The organism is Crocosphaera sp. UHCC 0190 (genome assembly GCF_034932065.1).
Taxonomy (GTDB): Bacteria; Cyanobacteriota; Cyanobacteriia; order Cyanobacteriales; family Microcystaceae; genus UHCC-0190.
In genome coordinates, this window is the sequence record NZ_JAYGHP010000003.1 from 19,738 (window position 1) to 36,923 (window position 17,186).

Consider the following 17,186-nt stretch of genomic DNA (forward strand, 5'->3'; position numbering starts at 1 on the left):
TTGTATTAAATGATAATTCACGGTAACAGTCATGAATAAATTTATCTTGGGGATGACGTTAAGCCTAGGGCTGTTTATATCCCTGATCCCCTATCCCTCTTTAGGAATTGAACAAAAAAGTGAACGAACCTTCTTTCGTAAATCTCCTCGTCTATTAGATGTAATCACGACATTTAAGGGGGCAAGAATCACGATTCCCACTTACTACTATACAATAAATTTGCCGGACCAAAGTGGTGAATCGTTACAAAAAATTACGATTCAAAAGCGTCAAGGATTTGAAATCATTGAATACTATCCTAATAGAACAATTGCTTTTCAAGGAACTCCTGATGATCGAGGACAACCCTTAACTGTCAAAGAAAGTATTTGGGATGAAACCACAGAAACTATGACCGTTATTTTATCCCCTCCTGTTCCCCCAGGAACCACCTTTACCGTAGGATTAAAAGCCATCAGAAATCCCGAACATGGGGGAATTTATCTGTTTGGGGTCAATGTATTTCCATCAGGAGAGAACCCGATGAACCTGTATTTAGGTAGTGGACGTTTGGACTTTTATGGCAGCGATAGTGGAAGTTTTGACTAGATTATTATCGGAGCAATAAGCTATAATTGTCTATAAATCATCTAATATCAAATAAATTTAACTTTGCCACAGATGATCTGTAGAGACGTTACCTCAAACATCTCTACCCCCATAACATTGACCTTCAAGGAGTTCTGATCTAAGTGTTGGAGAAACAATTCAATAATTTTAGTTTAATTTTACTACTTTTCTTATCATTAAGCTCAACTTTTTTCCTATCTGCTTGTAACCCAAAACAAGAAACAGTAACCAATTCTCAGACACAAAATGACACTTTAAAATTATTATATTGGCAAGCTCCTACTATTTTAAATCCCCATCTTTCCACAGGGTTTAAAGATTCTGAGGCAAGTCGTATTACCTTAGAACCTTTAGCAACTTATGATAAAAATGGGGTATTAATTCCCTTTTTAGCCCTAGAAATTCCCTCTCTTGAAAATGGCGGTGTAGCTAAGGATGGTAAGTCAGTAACCTGGAAGCTAAAACAGGATATAAAATGGTCAGATGGAACCCCATTTACTGCGGCTGATGTTGTCTTTACCTATCAATTTTTAGCTAACCCCAAAGTGGGGGCTAACAGTGCAGGAAATTATGAAATTGTCGAGCAGGTTGAAGCCTTAGATGATTATACTGTAAAAGTTACATTTAAGACAGTTAATCCCGCTTGGTATCTTCCCTTTGTGGGAACTGCTGGCATGATTTTACCCCGCCATATTTATGAAAAATATAATGGAGAAAAGGCGAGAGAAGCTCCAGCAAATTTAATTCCTATTGGCACTGGCCCCTATAAAGTAGTAGAATTTAAGCCTGGGGATGTAGTCGTTTATGAACCCAATTCTTACTTTAGAGATGCGGATAAAATTGCCTTTAAACGTATCGAATTAAAAGGAGGAGGAGACGCAACCTCAGCAGCGCGAGCAGTCTTACAAACAGGAGATGCAGACTATGGTTATAATTTACAGGTAGAGTCCCCAATTTTAAAACAATTAGAAACAGGAGGAAAAGGGAAAATTTCCTCAGTTTTAGGAAGCTTAAGTGAGCAAATTCAATTCAATTTTTCTGACCCCAATAAAGCAACAGCAGATGGTGAAAAATCAAGTATTATAAATTCCCATCCCTTCTTTAGTGATAAAACCGTCAGAGAAGCTTTTAGTTTAGCGATTGATAGAGATACCATTAGTAATCAATTATATGGGGTAACAGGCAAACCAACAGCTAACTTTTTAATCTTACCCCAAGAGTATAATTCCCCAAATACTTCCTATCAGTTTAACCTAGAAAAAGCCAATGAATTACTAGATAAAGCGGGATGGAAAGATACTAATAATGATGGCACAAGAGATAAAAATGGTGTAGAGATGAAGGTGGTTTTTCAAACCTCAGTAAACCCCTTACGTCAAAAGACCCAAGAAATTGTTAAAGAGGGATTACAATCGATTGGTATTGGAGTAGAATTAAAGAGTATTGATCCGAGTATTTTCTTCTCTAGTGATCCGGCAAATAATGACACAGTTGAGCATTTTTATGCAGATTTACAGATGTTTACAACGGGAAATGATAGTCCAGATCCTAGTAACTATATGAAAAATTATACTTGTGATGAAATCCCTCAAAAAGCCAATAATTGGTCAGGGGATAACTATTCTCGTTATTGTAACCCTGAATACGATAAATTATGGGTAGCAGCAACTAAAGAATTAGATCCCAAGAAACGACAAGAAATGTTGATTAAAATGAATGATATACTAATCAATGATTTTGTGGTAATTCCTTTAGTGCATCGTGCGGATGTTGCTGCGATTAGTAACCGGTTACAAGGGTTTGAATTAACCCCTTGGGATCGCAATACTTGGAATATTAAAGATTGGCAGATTAAATAATATTAATGTAGGGTGGGTTAGACGGTTAAAAGTTAGGCTATTGTAAAAATCTGAGAATCCGTCGTAACCCACCATTTCAGAGAGACAAATCTAGTATAAAGGATAAAAACTCATGAAAAATCAGCAATTAATAGAAACAATTAATCAAAATTTGCAACAGTTACCAGAAGACAAATTGAATCAGGTGGCTACTTTTGTTGAAGAATTATTGATAAAATCTGATTACTCTAGTGAGAAAAAACAATTGATTCGTTCTCTTAAAGGAAAATATGTAAACTCTTTAACTTTAAGTGATATCTTTATTGAAGAAAAACAAAAAGAAATTGATTGGGAAGATCGAAATCTATGAGAGTTATCTTAACTAATATTAATTAACAATGACTCAATATTTAATTAAACGCCTATTAATTGCCATCCCCACCTTAATTGCCATTAGTCTAGTCCTCTTTACTATATTAGCATTAGCTCCAGGAGATCCCCTCGGAGAATTTGCCTCTAACCCTTCCATTACCGAAGAAGTCAGAGAAAACATCCGCAAAACATTAGGATTAGATCAACCCATTTATATTCGTTATTTTAAATGGTTTTTTGCCTTTATCAAAGGAGATTTAGGCTATTCTTTTACCAGTCGTAGTCCTGTTTTAGACCTCATATCACAACGTCTTCCTACCACCTTATGGGTTGTGGGAACCGCCTATATTTTCAGTGTATTAATCGCCTTTCCTTTGGGAGTAATTTCTGCTATTAAACGTTATTCTTGGTTAGATCAAATTATTACCACCTTTGCTTTTTTAGGCTATTCCTTGCCAACCTTTTTAACTGGATTATTATTTATTGTTCTTTTTAGCGTCCAATTAAACTGGTTTCCCTTCATTTATAACAGCACCTTACAAATTACTGATTTTTCTAGCTTTCTTGAACAAATAAAACAGTCAATCATGCCGATTTCTGTGTTAGCATTATATCAATCTGCTGTTTTAATGCGCTTTATTCGTTCCGCTATTTTAGATGAATTAACCAATGATTATGTGCGGACTGCCCAAGCCAAAGGATTAACCAATTTTGCCATCTTAAAAGACCATATTATCCGTAATGCTTTAATTCCTGTTGTAACATTAATTGCCCTAGATATTCCCACAATTTTTACAGGAGCATTAGTCACAGAACAAGTCTTTAGAGTCCCTGGAATTGGGGCATTATTAATTGATTCAATTTACCGCAGTGACACTCCTGTTGTTATGGGAATTACCTTCATTTATGGGATTTTAATTGTTATTTTTAACTTAATTGCTGATCTAACTTATGGATTTCTTGATCCAAGAGTAAGATATTAACAGTAGCATAACCCTCTAGGTTGTAACAGACAGGATGCCTGGGTTACATTATTCACAATTTATTTAGAAAGCCTATATATTTTGGGCTTAAGTAAAGATATTTATCAAAATCTGTAGGTTGCCCTTTATTTCCCTAATAATAGAAGTAGGAAAATAAAGGAGAAAATTCCGATGAATGCGATATCTGAACGTCGTTGGAAGTTTCTTAGCTGGACAAGCATAGTCATGTTTGCGCTAGGGTTCTGGCTAAGTGGCAGTTTAATTCTTGATTTTGTGGTTGTTCCTGGTTTATCTTTATCAGGTATGATGACTCAGGGCGGTTTTGCCAGTGCGGGCTATATTATTTTTGGATTATTTAACCGCATTGAGTTAGTTTGTGCAGCCCTTGTTTTAACGGGATTTTTAGTATTCCGTCGCCATCATACCTTCATAAATATTCAAGAACGTTGGTCAATCATTTTAGCCAGTGTTTTGCTAGGAATTGCCCTCATTTATACTTATTTTTTAACCCCAGAAATAAGTGCCTTTGGCTTACAAGTCAATCCCTTTGAAGCTACTAATACCATGCCATCTGCGATGATTTCTCTCCATTGGAGTTATTGGATGCTAGAAATCCTTAAGCTGGCCATTGGTGGAACTTTGCTAAGCTGGTGTTATCGAGATTCTTGTGAATTGAGATAAAGTTAATCCTTGAATCAGTTAAAAATTTCCTCTCAGTTTGGGGGGATTTTTTGTAAGATGGAAGTAAAATAAAAGACCTGTTCTTTTAATAACGCCCTGTAGGGATAATTCATGAATTATCCCTACCAAAAGCTAAATTTACTGAATATTTTCTATGACTCAAAAACTAGCATTTATTGGATTAGGTTTAATGGGGGGGTCAATGACTGCTAATTTGGCCCAAAAAGGCTTTTCTGTTAACGCTTGGAATCGTACCCCAAACCGCCCTGGTGTCACCCTTGTGAAAGAAGCGGGAGCAACCCTAGTTAATTCAATTCAAGAAGCAGTAGAAACGGCTGATATTATCTTTACTTGTGTGGGAGATGTCCCTGATGTTGAGCAAGTAATTTTAGGGGAAAATGGCGTGATAAAATTCGCAAAATCTGGAGCCTTAGTGGTTGATTTTAGCACCATTGGCACTCAGGCAGCGCGTCAAATTGGGACTCAATTAAAACAGCAAAATTTTCGCTTTTTAGATGCCCCAATTTCTGGGGGAGATGTGGGGGCAAAACAAGGCACATTAACCATTATGGTTGGCGGAGAAAAAGCTGATTTTGAGGAATGTTTACCCTATTTTGAAGCCATGGGAAAAACCATTCGTTACTGTGGTCCAACGGGTAATGGACAAGCGGTTAAAATGTGTAATCAAGCCCTCTGTGCTGTTCACATGATGGCTTTATGTGAAGCCATAAAAATGGCAGAAAAACAAGGAATTGATCCCAATTTGATGATAGAAGTTTGTCAGACAGGGGCGGCAAGTTCTTGGGCGTTAGCCAATTTAGGCCCGAAAATTGTAACATCAGATTTAGCTCCGGGATTTGCCATTAAACACCTGCTCAAAGATTTACGTTTGGTACAAGAAATCATGGCAGAATCTCACACTAATTTACCAGGAGTTGTTCTAGCTGACGGCTTTTTAAAAAAAGTTGCTGAGATGGATAATGGAGAAGGAAAAGAACAAGGAACACAAGCCATGATTCGTTATTATAACAAGTAAATGAATATGAATAATTATGAGCAATTATTTAACACCATAGAAACATTAGTCTTTCATCATTCCCCTAGTGGTGTTGAAACGGAAATTGATATCTTTTTATTAGAACAGTTTAAGAATTTAGGGGTAGAAACTTGGCAGGATAAAGCGGGTAATATTATCGCTAAAATTCCTGGTCAAGACTCAACAAAAAGCATTGCTATTACTGGTCATAAAGATGAAATTGGCGCAATTGTGAAATCCTTAGAGCCGAATGGATGTTTAAAAATTCGTAATTTAGGGGGATCTTTTCCTTGGATTTATGGGGAAGGAGTTGTGGATATTATTGGGGATAATGAGACAATTCAAGGCATTCTTTCCTTTGGTTCTCGTCATGTTTCCCATGAGTCCCCGCAAAAATTTCAACAAGAAAATGTACCGTTAAGATGGGAAAATGTTTGGGTAGAAACGAAATGCAGTATTGAAGAATTAGCCCTAGCAGGTATTCGTCCAGGTAGTCGGGTTGTGGTGGGGAAACATCGTAAAAAACCCATTAGAATTAAAGATTATATTGGTAGTTATACCTTAGATAATAAAGCCTCTATTACGATTTTATTGGCTTTAGCTCAACAAGTTAAAAACCCGCCCATTGATGTTTATTTAGTGGCTTCTGCTAAAGAAGAAGTTGGGGCTATTGGTGCGCTTTATTTCAGCCAAAATCATCGGTTAGATGCTTTAATAGCCTTAGAAATTTGTCCCCTTGCCTCGGAATATCCGATTCAATCAGGAGAAAATCCGGTTTTATTATCTCAAGATGGCTATGGAATTTATGATGAAGGGTTAAATCAAGAATTATTAGAAGCAGCGACAATAGCTAATATTTCTATTCAGTTTGCTGTAATTAGTGGGTTTGGTAGTGATGCGTCTATTGCCATGAAATTTGGTCATGTTTCTCGTGCTGCTTGTTTAGGGTTTCCCACTCAAAATACTCACGGATTTGAAATTACTCATCTAGGAGCGATCTCTAATTGTATTACGTTACTAAAAACCTATTGTTATCATGTCTAGCTTGCTAATTTTCAAAGGAAAAGTTCTTTATTTGACTAACCATTGGTATGCTAACTTAATCTTTCCTTTAGTTCAGGTTAAAAAACTTTTACAAACCATTTATTATTTTATTTTACATTTGATCTGGTCTGAATTAATTCATGGCAACAAGCTAGATAATGAAATTGCTCATTTAATTGCTTTTTTGCTTTTTTGTTCCCTCTCTTTAGGGATTTATTATCTAAAAAATTACAATCAGTTAATTATCTTAATTTTTTTAGGGATTTATTATCTAGATCGCTGGATTTCTCAACATCAATATTTGCGCCAAAATCATCAAGTTAATGTCACCCTTGTTCAATCTAATTCAGAGAGAATTATTTGGACTTTATCTTTACCCAAAAATCAATTAAAATCTAAATTTTTAAATAATCAAGTTAATTATATTTCTCTAGGTAAATTTTCAGTATTTGGAGGAGCTTTTCAAGAAGTTTTAGGAGAAATTTGGCGAATAGAAATTTGTCTTTATGATGGCAATAGCTTGATTATTGATGAACAAAAATCCCTAGATTTAGCTATGGAGTTAGCTAAAAAGATGGCTGATTATTTTAAAGTTAAAATTCAGATTCAAAAAACCCAAGGAAATAATCAATATGCAGAACAATCCTTTGATATGCAATCCTTATATTCTTGGATGAGACAGAATAAATTATCCATAAAATGTCAAAAGAATGCCCAGAAATGGCATATTTATTCACAGTGGCAATGGGCAAATTCTTGGATATTGATCAAACAAGTTTTTCAAAAAGCAGGATTTTTTCTTTTTTTACTAATCATGAGTAAATTTATGATTCAATTTGGAGAGTTATTAAATAATATTATTGCTGCTTTTCAAGGCCAAGACGTGATTATTTACTTCCCTTCTCCCCTGGAATGGTTTAAACCTAATTGGAATTGGCGTAATGGGTTAGCATTAACCATAGCTTTAGGAATTATGGTTTATCAAGGATGGCAACTCAGTCGAGTAAAACATATCTATCTCGATAAATATTATTTAAAATTTTTTATTGATAATCAACTTATGAACAAAATCAAAATTTCAGACATTGAAACAACTTTATTAATTAATAATGATGAACCAGAAATTTTAATATTCAGCCCGAAAAAAACTATCCATATTTCTCAATTTCAGGAAGAAAGTAACGCACAAGCATTTTGGGGATATCTCGATCAAGGAATTAACTTTTTTCAGGGTAATTCTTCTCTTAATTAATAATTCTATCACTAATTCATGAATTACCCCTGCAGCTAGATTCTTTGCCTAACTTCAGTGTAATAGCCCACACACTTGCTTTTTTGTAGTATATGTAGTATAATGCAATTTATGTCCCTATAATCTAATTAAAACTATCTGATACTTTAGGGAGGTTATCAATGGTATCTGTTCGAGACTTATTAAGATCCTATCATAAGTATAAAAGTCTTGTAATCCTCAGTATTCTGGCTTCTGGTTGTTTAGAAATTATAGATTTACTCGTTCCCTATGCCACCGGACAAATTCTCAATATTCTTTCTCATCAACCCCTCGATACTCAATTACAGCACCTAATATCTCAGATAGCTAATCTCACCAACTTCTCCAATAATCAAACTCTTTCATTAGGGGTGTTATTAGGACTTATCTGTTTAGTTACGGTAATTCGTTCCCCAATACAACCCTGGTTAACCGTATGGTTTCACTGGGAAATATCCTTGCGAGTTCGTCAAGATTTGTTAAAAAAAATAATGTCAAAAATTCTGACATTACCTTTAGCTTTTTATGATGAACATAACCCTGGACGTATTGCTAATCGTATTGCCAGAGGTATTGAAAACCAGACTTGGACTTATCCAGAAATAGCTGGACAATTAATTCCTAAACTGATGAGAGTTTTGGGGATTTTTGTGATTATTTTTTTGATTGAATGGAAAATTTCTCTTGTTTTTTTGATCTCTTTTATTCTCATCCTTTGGTTTGGTCTAAAAGATCTCAAAAGTCTGATTCTTCAAGAAGAAGTTTTAGACAAATATATGGAGAATACCCAAAGTCGCACCTCAGAAATTGTCACAAATATTAAAACCGTTAAAGCATTTGCCACAGAAGCAAACGAATTTTACCGTCAAAAACAACGGTTAGAGCGAGAGTTAAAATATGTGCTTTATCGCATTCACAAAGGATATGTGAAGCTAATCACTTGGCAAAAAACCGTAATCCAATTATCCATATTTTTTATACTCGTTTATACCCTAATAATTACGGTACAAGGTAAAATTTCTTTGGGTCACTTTATCACAACGTTAACAGTTTCTAATATGGCTTATGCTGAATTAGAACCAATTACACAACTGGCAGAAATTTTTTCCCGTCGCTATACCTCTATGGTCCGTTTTCATAAATTACTCCAACTTCCATCAGGAAAAGATGCAGCTAATTTAACCTTGGGAACGAAACAACTTCAACCCTATAAATTCACCGGTAAAATAGATTTTTCTCATCTCTTTTTTGGCTATCATGAAGAACGTTTAGTTCTAGAGGATATTAACTTTTTAGTTGAACCTTATCAAACTGTTGCCTTAGTGGGAAAATCAGGTTCAGGAAAATCTACCTTAATTAAACTTTTGTTCCGTTATTTTGAACCAACTCAAGGGAAAATTTTGATAGACGGACAAGATATTCAAACCCTAGATATCACTCAATATCGCAAACGGCTAGCCATTGTTCACCAGGAAGTTGATATTTTCAATGGAACCCTCTTAGATAATTTAACCTATGGCAATCCAAAGGTGAGTTTTGAACAGGTAGAAATCGCTTGTTCAATTGCCAGAGTTGATGAATTTATCGACCAATTTCCTCAAGGCTATTATACAATTGTAGGAGAAAGAGGCGTGCGTTTATCTGGTGGTCAACGCCAAAGATTGGGGATCGCTAGGGCTTTAATTGTCGATCCCGATGTTCTCATTTTTGATGAAGCGACTTCTAGCTTAGATTATGAATCAGAACGCGCTATTCAGTTAGCGATGCAATCAATTTTAGGGACTCGAACCACCATTATTATTGCTCACCGTTTAAGCACGGTTCGAGAGGCGGATAAAATCATTGTCTTAGATCAGGGGAGGATTGTTGAAGTTGGCAATCATCACGAATTGTTAAGGCAACAAGGAATTTATCACCGCTTGCATTCCCTGCAAGAGACTGGCCAATTTTAAAGGCAACAATTTCCCCATCTCATCAAAAATGTTCACTGTTGCCTATTCCCTCCATTGAAGGTCGGTGAGGAGATAACGTTCCCATTACCCCAGATAGCCGCAGTGCAGGGCGAATGTAAAGAAGTCTTGCATAGTTTAAAAAGTTTTGTTACAATCAGTATTAAGCACTTGACTTAATTGCCTTTATCTCATAGAGAGGAATCTATCATGGACAAACAAGAAACTAAATTCGGTTTTACCTCTTTTGCTGAAAATTGGAACGGTCGTCTAGCAATGCTGGGTTTCGTCATTGGTCTGGCTACCGAGTTCCTGACTGGACAGGGTATTCTCTCTCAGTTAGGCCTCATGTAAGAAAAAAGGGTGAGTTGTGTTACTCACCCTGTCTGTAGATACAGTACGGTCAATCGAATCGCATTATAGCCGTTCTTAGTCAGATTATAGATATTTTTCCCCGAATAGGGTGGGCAAAAGCTCACCCTATTTTATGTTTAGGCATTTTGTCCCCGACTCAAATTGTGATCAATATAAGCTTTGCTTATACATAGCATTAATAAATATTTGTCAATACTACTTTACATTTCGTCATAATAACGTTACATTTATTTACATAAGGACAAATAAGGAACGCACCATGTTTACCACCAGCGACGAAAACGGAATTCTCAACAACTTTGCTAACGAACCCAATATGTACTATGCGACTTATCCGACACAACAGCAACAACGTCGCTATTTAGTACAAGGTATCGTTGCCGTTTTCTTGATTATTGGTGTAGTAACTGTCACCTTAGCGGTTAGCTAAGTTAATTATTAAAAGTTTCCATTGCATTGGATTTCTCCTACTTTAAACCTCGGATTAGAAACCGGGGATTTTTATTATTTAAGCATCACCTGTTTTAATATTTCTTGGTGCATAAAAGCGCGATCTTTTAGAGATTGAATGCGATCTTTATGTAAAGCTTCTCCATTAACAAAATATTCTAACCAAGCTGTACTAATCACATTAGGATCATCAGGTAATGTACTTAATTCCCATCCAGGGATGTCAATTTCTTCCATCAAATATTTTACTTTAGGATCATAACTTAGGGCAAAACAGCGACATTCTTCAGAAGCTGCCATAATTAAACTATGTAAACGCATTCCAATAGTCATCTCTACCCCTTTAAATAATCCTTTTAATTCTCTGGGGTCTTCTAACTGAATAATTTGCTTAAATCCAGGTAATTTTGCCGCAATAGAATGAGCAATTTCTAAATCCTGAGATGCTTGAAAAGGAACTAATAAAAGACAGGTATTGGTTGCTTTTTGGAAATCGATCAAAGCTTGGGTTAAAATAGCTAAACGTTGGGGAGTTAATTGGGGATGACTGCGTAAATTAACCGCAACCCTAGGGGCGGGTAAATCCCATAATCCTGGCACTGATTTTGAATTTAAGGCCCAAACCGGATCGGGGGCCATTAAAGGATTCATCTGCCATTGTGACAATAATTTCGCTGAATTATAATCTCGTACACTCACCGCCGTACAACCTAATAATACTTGACGGGTTAACCAACGGGTAAAAGGATGATTTAAGGGGCCAATGCCTTGGGCCCAAGCGATAGTTTTTAAGCCTTTTTTTTGCGCTAAAGCCATCAATCCGGCATAATAAATCGGACTAGCTAAACTGGTGACATCCTGCATTAAACTACCCCCACCCCAAATAAAGATATCTGAGGTTCGTAGAGTTTGTAAAATGGGGAAAGCGGAACGATTAGGACAAGTTTTCACGCCGTAGCGTTGTTGGGTTTGATTTGGGTTTGCAGAGAGAACAATGGGTTCTATTTGAGGGGGTAGCATCTGCAACAGTGACATTAATAAGGCTTCATCACCGCCGTTTCCTTTCCCGTAGTAGCCGCTAATTACTGCCCGCATTCTGGTTTTGTCTGCTCCCGATTAAGGTTCCCTGTAGTGGCAATTTTAGCAAAGTTAAGCTACCTAAATGAAAAATACCCACGAATCTCAAATTCATGGGCTTCAATCTTAAAAAACTGACAAGTTTACAAATTACTTAACGATGATCTTACCAACCATGCCAGCACCGCGATGGGGTTCGCAGTAGTAGGAGTATTCTCCGGGTTCATTGAAGGTGCTTTCAAAAGATTCGCCAGGAGAGAAAACCAGTGCCTTGTGGGAAAGCTTGACATTTCCATCGATAACAGCGTTATGAGGGGCTAATTTGTTGTTAACCCACTTAACGGTGTCTCCAGCACTGATGGTTAATTCTTTCGGTTCAAAACCTAATGCTCCCTTATCGGTTCCCATTTTAACTTCATAGGTTTCTGCTGCTGCGGGGTTAACAGCAACGAAGAAGCTAGAGACAACTAGCACGACAGCAGCAATAAATAATCCTAATTTTCTTGACATTTGGTTCGTCCTGTGAATGCTTTAATACAAACGTTTCAATAGTTTGTGTTTTGACTGATCTCACTATAAAACGAAGTGAGAAGTTTGACAATGTGTCTTTGGACAAAAAGGGTAAACTTTGCTACCTATCATTTCAAACCTGGACTGCATGAGAAGTTTGACGATTTGTCTTTTGACGAGAAACGGGCTTATAGGGAAGATAGATAAGAGATCAAGAATCGAAGGAGAACACAATGAAAAGACTATTATCACTTATTTTGCTCTTAATCGCTTTCCTCTGGGTTAGCTTGATGCCTCCCGCTTTCGCTGACGCTGATGTCGCCGCAGGTGCGAAAGTTTTTACTGCTAACTGCGCTTCCTGTCACGCGGGGGGCAAAAATTTAGTCAATGGTGCTAAAAGCCTCTCAAAAGCTGATTTAGAGAAGTATGGTATGTATTCTCAAGAAGCTATCGTTGCTCAGATAACAAATGGGAAAATGGCGATGCCAAAATTTCTTGGGCGTTTGTCTGCTCAGCAAATCGAAGATGCGGCTTCTTATGTTTTAGCCCAAGCTGATAAAGGTTGGAAATAATAACCACAGGGTTTAAAACTGTGGCTTTTATTGTTAATTTTTTTTCACAAAGTCTACTGAGGTAGGCTTTGTTTTTTAGTATCAAGATGAGTATTTTCGTAGGGTCATCATGAATTGACCCTACGGATATTGCTGGTGAGTACGTCATGAAGATATCAGTTAAAGAGAGCTTTCATTTTGCAGTTTTTCTAAGGTACTTAAAGCGTGTTCGGCATGATCTGTATTACCTTGAGCTTTAAATAATTCGGCAGCTTTTTCTAAGTCGGCGATCGCTTGTTTGGTATTATCCAGTTTGAATTGAGTTACCCCTCGGTTATGATAAGCATCAGCAAATTCAGGATTTAATTGAATGGCTTTGCTATAATCTTCAACAGCTTTGAGGGATTGTCCTAAACGATTATAGGATAGCCCTCTATTGTAATATATTTTCGGATTATTGCCGTTGAGTGCCAAGGCTTGATTATAATCTTCTATGGCTGCTTCGTGCATTTTCAAATCATCTTTGGCATTGGCTCGATAGATATAAAAATCGGCATATTTTGGGTCTAATTTAATAGCTTCTGAACAATCTAAAACAGCGTTTTGATAGTTTTGTAATTGATAAAAGGCATAGCAACGGTTGCCATAAGCATAAGCAAAATTAGGCTTTATTTTTATGGCTTCATTGTAATCAGTAATGGCGGGTTCATACTCCCCTAAAACCAAATAAGAATAGGCTCTGTTGTAGTAAGCATCGGCATCTTTAGGATCTAGCTTAATGGATTCTGTGAACGCAGAGATCGCCCCTTGATAGTCCCTAGCTTCGATTTTATCTACCCCTTGATTATACCATTCCACCGCACTTAATTTCGGGAGTTTAGTGGGTTCAGTTTGTGAGGATGGTTTTGGGGTTTCTTGGGCTAAGACTAAGGGGTTAATTGCTAGGACACAATTTACAGATAAAAGGCTGGTTAATATTCCCAGGATGTAGATATTTTTGGGTTTGTTCATAGGTTTTTATAAAATAATTCTTGTTCACATTTTAGCATGATTTAAAATTTGTTGTAAGGTTTCTAACGGAATTTTAGCAAAATATTGTCGTTGAAAGTATTCTTCTTTGAGGGTTTCTAGCAATTTTTGTTTGGGGAATTGATACTTAGAAGTTTGTGATAACTGCTGAGTAAATTGTAATTCTTGATAATTTTTATTAAGTTTAAAGCCAAGGGTGTCTAAAAAATCTAAGGCTAAATTAAGAGAGTGATCGCTTAATTTTAATTGTTCTTTTAATTTTTGTTTGGTTATGATTTTTTGAGTGCGACTGAGATATTTAGCAATACCAATTAATTGTTGGAGAATTTCTTGTCCATTAAAGTGAGGAGAAACTGAATAAGCAAGGGTTAACTTTTGTTCCTGTTTTAAGCTATTTCGATAAACTTTTTGTAACTCATCCCAACTGGTGGGACATTGTGTCAAAATTTCTCCCTCTAAATAATTTTTGATTAAGTTATCTTGATTGCGAAGATCAATTAAATTAGGTTTAGTTTCAGGAATCTGTTGGTTGTTTTTGGTAAAGAAACTTTCTCTGAGATCAATTAATCTCACTTCATAATTATGACTATGAGTATTATAGTCTAATTCAACAATAGCATCATATAATTTTTCTTTTCCTTGAGGTAATTCATCTTGATAATGTTCCCACCAAATACCAGGAAATCCTTGTTCAATAGAGCGATCATACATAATAAATTTAGTCTTAATATATCTAACTGTATTGTTTTTTAAATCCCTAATATTTTCATTTTTTAATGCTTTAAACCAACAATTTTGAATCAATAATTTAGGAACAGGATTTCCCATACCACAAGGCTCTAACAATTTTAATTCTCGAAACAAAGATTTACCTAATTGAGATACTGTTACTACTAAATCAGCTTTAATAGTATTGTTTAAGTAATTAATATCAATAATTTCTTGTCGTAACTGTTGATTAATACCCTCTTGAAATAAAGGAAGATATTCAACAGGTAAACTTAAACCTGCCGCAAAGGGATGTCCCCCAAAGCGGTGTAATAAATCTTGTTGAGATGCGACTAATTTATAGAGATCAATATTACCAATAGAACGAGCAGAACCCCTGGCTAACTTTATATTTTTTGTATTAATATTTTCTGTTTCTGCTGTTGTCAATAAAATAGTAGGACGGCCATATTCTTGAGCAATTTGTCCCGCCACTAATCCTAACACACCACTAGACCATTGAGGATCTTCTAAAACAATTACTTGAGTCGTCGATAAATCCAAATTAGCCAACTTTTTTTTAACATCTTTAACAACATTCTTCTGTAAAGATTTACGGCGAGTATTCGCTAATTCTGTATCTTCAGCTAATTTTTGACATTGTTCTTTATCCCGACTGGTCAATAATTCAACGCCAAAACTAGCATCTCCATGAATGCGACTAATAGCATTAATTCGGGGGCCAATTCCAAAGGAAATATCCGTCGGGCGATCGCCATTTCTTTTACAGTATTTTAAGAGAGCAACAATCCCTGGACGAGTGGAATTTTGTAACTGTTTTTGTAGCTTTTCAATGCCTTTTTGTGCTAAATAGCGACAGTCTCCTTTTAATTCTACTAAATCAGCAATTAACCCAATAGCCACTAAATCTAATAAATTTTCTAAGGGTTGTTGAGGAATATCTGGTAAAGTTTGATATAAAGCTTCAACTAATTTATAAGCAACGGCAACCCCCGATAAACAAAAGAGAGGATGATCACTAGAAAAATAACGAGGATTAATAATAGAAACCACATCAGGCCGCTCATCAGGTAAAGTATGATGATCCGTGACAATAAGATCAATACCTAATTCTTTAGCATAGTTAATTTCCGTTAAATTTGTGCTTCCCGTATCACAAGTAATAATTAATTGAGTGCCTTCTGTGGCTAATTTTTGAATTCCTGAAATATTTAATCCATGGGATTCTGTTGCACGGTTAGGAATATAATAATTCAATTGTAAATGAGGGATAAAAAAATCTCCTAATCCTTCCCAAAGAACACTGGTTGCTGTAATTCCATCTGCATCAAAATCCCCCCAAATTGTAACTTTTTCCTGTTTCTCAAAGGCAATTTTTAGGCGTTTCATAGCCAGTTTCATTTCTTGTCCAAATTCAAACGGACTCAAAGGATGATAAATATTAGTATCGAGAAACCCATATAATTTTTCTGGGGTTTGTATACCCCGTTGCCATAATAATTGAGCCACATATTTTCCCTCAGATTCCGGTGTATAAGATTTAACAATATCCAGAAACCAAGCAGGTAGAGAAACAACCGGTAAAACTTGCCAATGAGGTTGAAACATATTAGTTAATGGTTGATGAGTGAGAATTTATTATGTTGTTGAACCTTTTTAAACAGCCCTTAGTCTAAAGACTTGAATTCAGTGATAGGTTAAAACGTAACCGTGTTAGCAGACAACCCCGCGGGTACAACAGAAAAAGACTTGGTGCTTCGGTGTCAACAAGGGGATACCCCCTCATTTAAACAATTGTACCGACGCTATCAGCAACGGGTGCGAGCTACTCTCTATCAACTGTGTGGGAGTGAAATGCTCGATGATTTGGAGCAGGAAGTTTTCCTAAGAGTTTGGAAAGGTTTACCCAAACTGCGACAACCTGCTTATTTTTCCACTTGGTTATATCGTATTGCCTGGAATGTGGCAACGGATAAGCGACGACAATTGGCTCAAAATATGTCCTCAGCAGAGGATAATTCCATCTTAAATATAATGCCATCTCGTCCCGAAGATACCCCAGATTTAATGCGGTTACACTATCAAGATTTGGTACAGCAGGGATTACAGACCTTAAGTTTAGAACATCGTGCTGTTTTAGTGTTACATGACTTAGAAGATGTCCCACAAAAAGAGGTGGCAAATATCTTAAAATTACCAGTCGGAACCGTCAAATCTCGCTTATTTTATGCTAGAAATCAAATGCGTAAATTTTTGCAACAACAAGGAGCAATGTGATGTCTCAATTCCCCCATGATGATCGAGAATTGATCTCCTTTCTTCAACGATATCGTCCTTTACCACCTCCTCCGAAAGCAACCCTCGAAAAACAATTATTCTCAAGAATTGTGAGGGAGTCTCAGTCTTGTCAAAAAACACAGTTGAGATGGTTAATTCCCAGTGCCATGTTGGCAACTTTATTAGGAATTTGGGGAGGCTATAATCTGCTGCAACCCTCTCCCTATCAGCAATTTATGAAGGGTTCGACGGAACTAGAAGCCGCTGAAATTGAGGATTTCATGGTCAATAGTTGGCAACAAACCATCAGTATAACAGAAGAAAGCTCCCCTCAAGTTATTTATTCTCAATGGCTTTCTTTAGGGAATTTAGAAACTCAATACTTAGTTTCTCAACCCTAAT

Annotated in this window: 18 protein-coding genes; 14 read left to right on the forward strand and 4 right to left on the reverse strand. The window is 36.3% G+C overall.

Annotation, left to right across the window (positions count from 1 at the left end; translation table 11 throughout):
• Window positions 1-31 precede the first annotated feature (31 nt).
• From VB715_RS05530 to psb34, 11 genes are all read left to right on the forward strand, one after another.
• Entirely contained in the window at window positions 32-589 is a 558-nt protein-coding gene (locus tag VB715_RS05530) for a DUF2808 domain-containing protein (RefSeq protein ID WP_323300205.1), read from the forward strand.
• A 143-nt stretch (window positions 590-732) separates the two neighbouring features.
• The gene (locus VB715_RS05535; RefSeq protein ID WP_323300206.1) at window positions 733-2,469 is read left to right on the forward strand and encodes a peptide ABC transporter substrate-binding protein; all 1,737 of its coding nucleotides are present in this window, start codon (window positions 733-735) and stop codon (window positions 2,467-2,469) included.
• A gap of 112 nt (window positions 2,470-2,581) precedes the next feature.
• The gene (locus VB715_RS05540) at window positions 2,582-2,818 is read left to right on the forward strand and encodes a hypothetical protein (RefSeq protein WP_323300207.1); all 237 of its coding nucleotides are present in this window, start codon (window positions 2,582-2,584) and stop codon (window positions 2,816-2,818) included.
• A gap of 28 nt (window positions 2,819-2,846) precedes the next feature.
• Window positions 2,847-3,803: an ABC transporter permease gene (locus VB715_RS05545; protein WP_323300208.1), complete on the forward strand. Its 957-nt coding sequence runs from the start codon at window positions 2,847-2,849 to the stop codon at window positions 3,801-3,803.
• Between the two features lie 171 nt (window positions 3,804-3,974).
• Window positions 3,975-4,484, forward strand: a complete 510-nt coding sequence (locus VB715_RS05550; protein WP_323300209.1) for a hypothetical protein — start codon at window positions 3,975-3,977, stop codon at window positions 4,482-4,484.
• 154 nt (window positions 4,485-4,638) lie between these two features.
• Window positions 4,639-5,520, forward strand: coding sequence for an NAD(P)-dependent oxidoreductase (locus VB715_RS05555; protein ID WP_323300210.1), 882 nt, complete (start codon window positions 4,639-4,641; stop codon window positions 5,518-5,520).
• A gap of 6 nt (window positions 5,521-5,526) precedes the next feature.
• The gene (locus VB715_RS05560) at window positions 5,527-6,564 is read left to right on the forward strand and encodes a M42 family metallopeptidase (RefSeq protein WP_323300211.1); all 1,038 of its coding nucleotides are present in this window, start codon (window positions 5,527-5,529) and stop codon (window positions 6,562-6,564) included.
• On the forward strand, window positions 6,557-7,816 hold the full coding sequence (locus VB715_RS05565) for a hypothetical protein (protein ID WP_323300212.1): 1,260 nt from the start codon (window positions 6,557-6,559) through the stop codon (window positions 7,814-7,816). The genes VB715_RS05560 and VB715_RS05565 overlap by 8 nt, the downstream gene beginning before the upstream one ends.
• Window positions 7,817-7,977: 161 nt before the next feature.
• Window positions 7,978-9,789 carry an ABC transporter ATP-binding protein gene (locus tag VB715_RS05570; RefSeq protein ID WP_323300213.1) on the forward strand — a complete coding sequence of 604 codons (1,812 nt, stop codon included), beginning with the start codon at window positions 7,978-7,980 and terminating at the stop codon, window positions 9,787-9,789.
• Between the two features lie 207 nt (window positions 9,790-9,996).
• The gene (locus VB715_RS05575) at window positions 9,997-10,140 is read left to right on the forward strand and encodes a high light inducible protein (protein ID WP_323300214.1); all 144 of its coding nucleotides are present in this window, start codon (window positions 9,997-9,999) and stop codon (window positions 10,138-10,140) included.
• A gap of 280 nt (window positions 10,141-10,420) precedes the next feature.
• Complete coding sequence (psb34, locus tag VB715_RS05580) at window positions 10,421-10,591, forward strand: photosystem II assembly protein Psb34 (RefSeq protein ID WP_323300215.1); 171 nt, start codon at window positions 10,421-10,423, stop codon at window positions 10,589-10,591.
• A gap of 74 nt (window positions 10,592-10,665) precedes the next feature.
• Here psb34 and csaB read toward each other — a convergent pair whose 3' ends face one another.
• On the reverse strand, window positions 10,666-11,706 hold the full coding sequence (gene csaB / locus VB715_RS05585; protein ID WP_323300216.1) for a polysaccharide pyruvyl transferase CsaB: 1,041 nt from the start codon (window positions 11,704-11,706) through the stop codon (window positions 10,666-10,668).
• A 132-nt stretch (window positions 11,707-11,838) separates the two neighbouring features.
• Complete coding sequence (petE, locus tag VB715_RS05590) at window positions 11,839-12,198, reverse strand: plastocyanin (protein WP_323300217.1); 360 nt, start codon at window positions 12,196-12,198, stop codon at window positions 11,839-11,841.
• Between the two features lie 233 nt (window positions 12,199-12,431).
• Here petE and petJ point away from each other — a divergent pair, with 233 nt between their 5' ends.
• Entirely contained in the window at window positions 12,432-12,770 is a 339-nt protein-coding gene (gene petJ, locus VB715_RS05595) for a cytochrome c6 PetJ (RefSeq protein ID WP_323300218.1), read from the forward strand.
• Window positions 12,771-12,929: 159 nt separating this feature from the next.
• Here the strand turns inward: petJ and VB715_RS05600 are convergent, their stop codons facing one another.
• The gene (locus VB715_RS05600; protein ID WP_323300219.1) at window positions 12,930-13,760 is read right to left on the reverse strand and encodes a tetratricopeptide repeat protein; all 831 of its coding nucleotides are present in this window, start codon (window positions 13,758-13,760) and stop codon (window positions 12,930-12,932) included.
• Between the two features lie 24 nt (window positions 13,761-13,784).
• Entirely contained in the window at window positions 13,785-16,115 is a 2,331-nt protein-coding gene (recJ, locus tag VB715_RS05605) for a single-stranded-DNA-specific exonuclease RecJ (protein ID WP_323300220.1), read from the reverse strand.
• Window positions 16,116-16,217: 102 nt separating this feature from the next.
• Between recJ and VB715_RS05610 the strand changes: the two genes are divergently transcribed.
• Entirely contained in the window at window positions 16,218-16,784 is a 567-nt protein-coding gene (locus VB715_RS05610) for a sigma-70 family RNA polymerase sigma factor (protein ID WP_323300221.1), read from the forward strand.
• Entirely contained in the window at window positions 16,784-17,185 is a 402-nt protein-coding gene (locus VB715_RS05615; protein WP_323300222.1) for a hypothetical protein, read from the forward strand. Before VB715_RS05610 ends, VB715_RS05615 begins: the two co-directional genes overlap by 1 nt.
• Window position 17,186 lies beyond the last annotated feature (1 nt).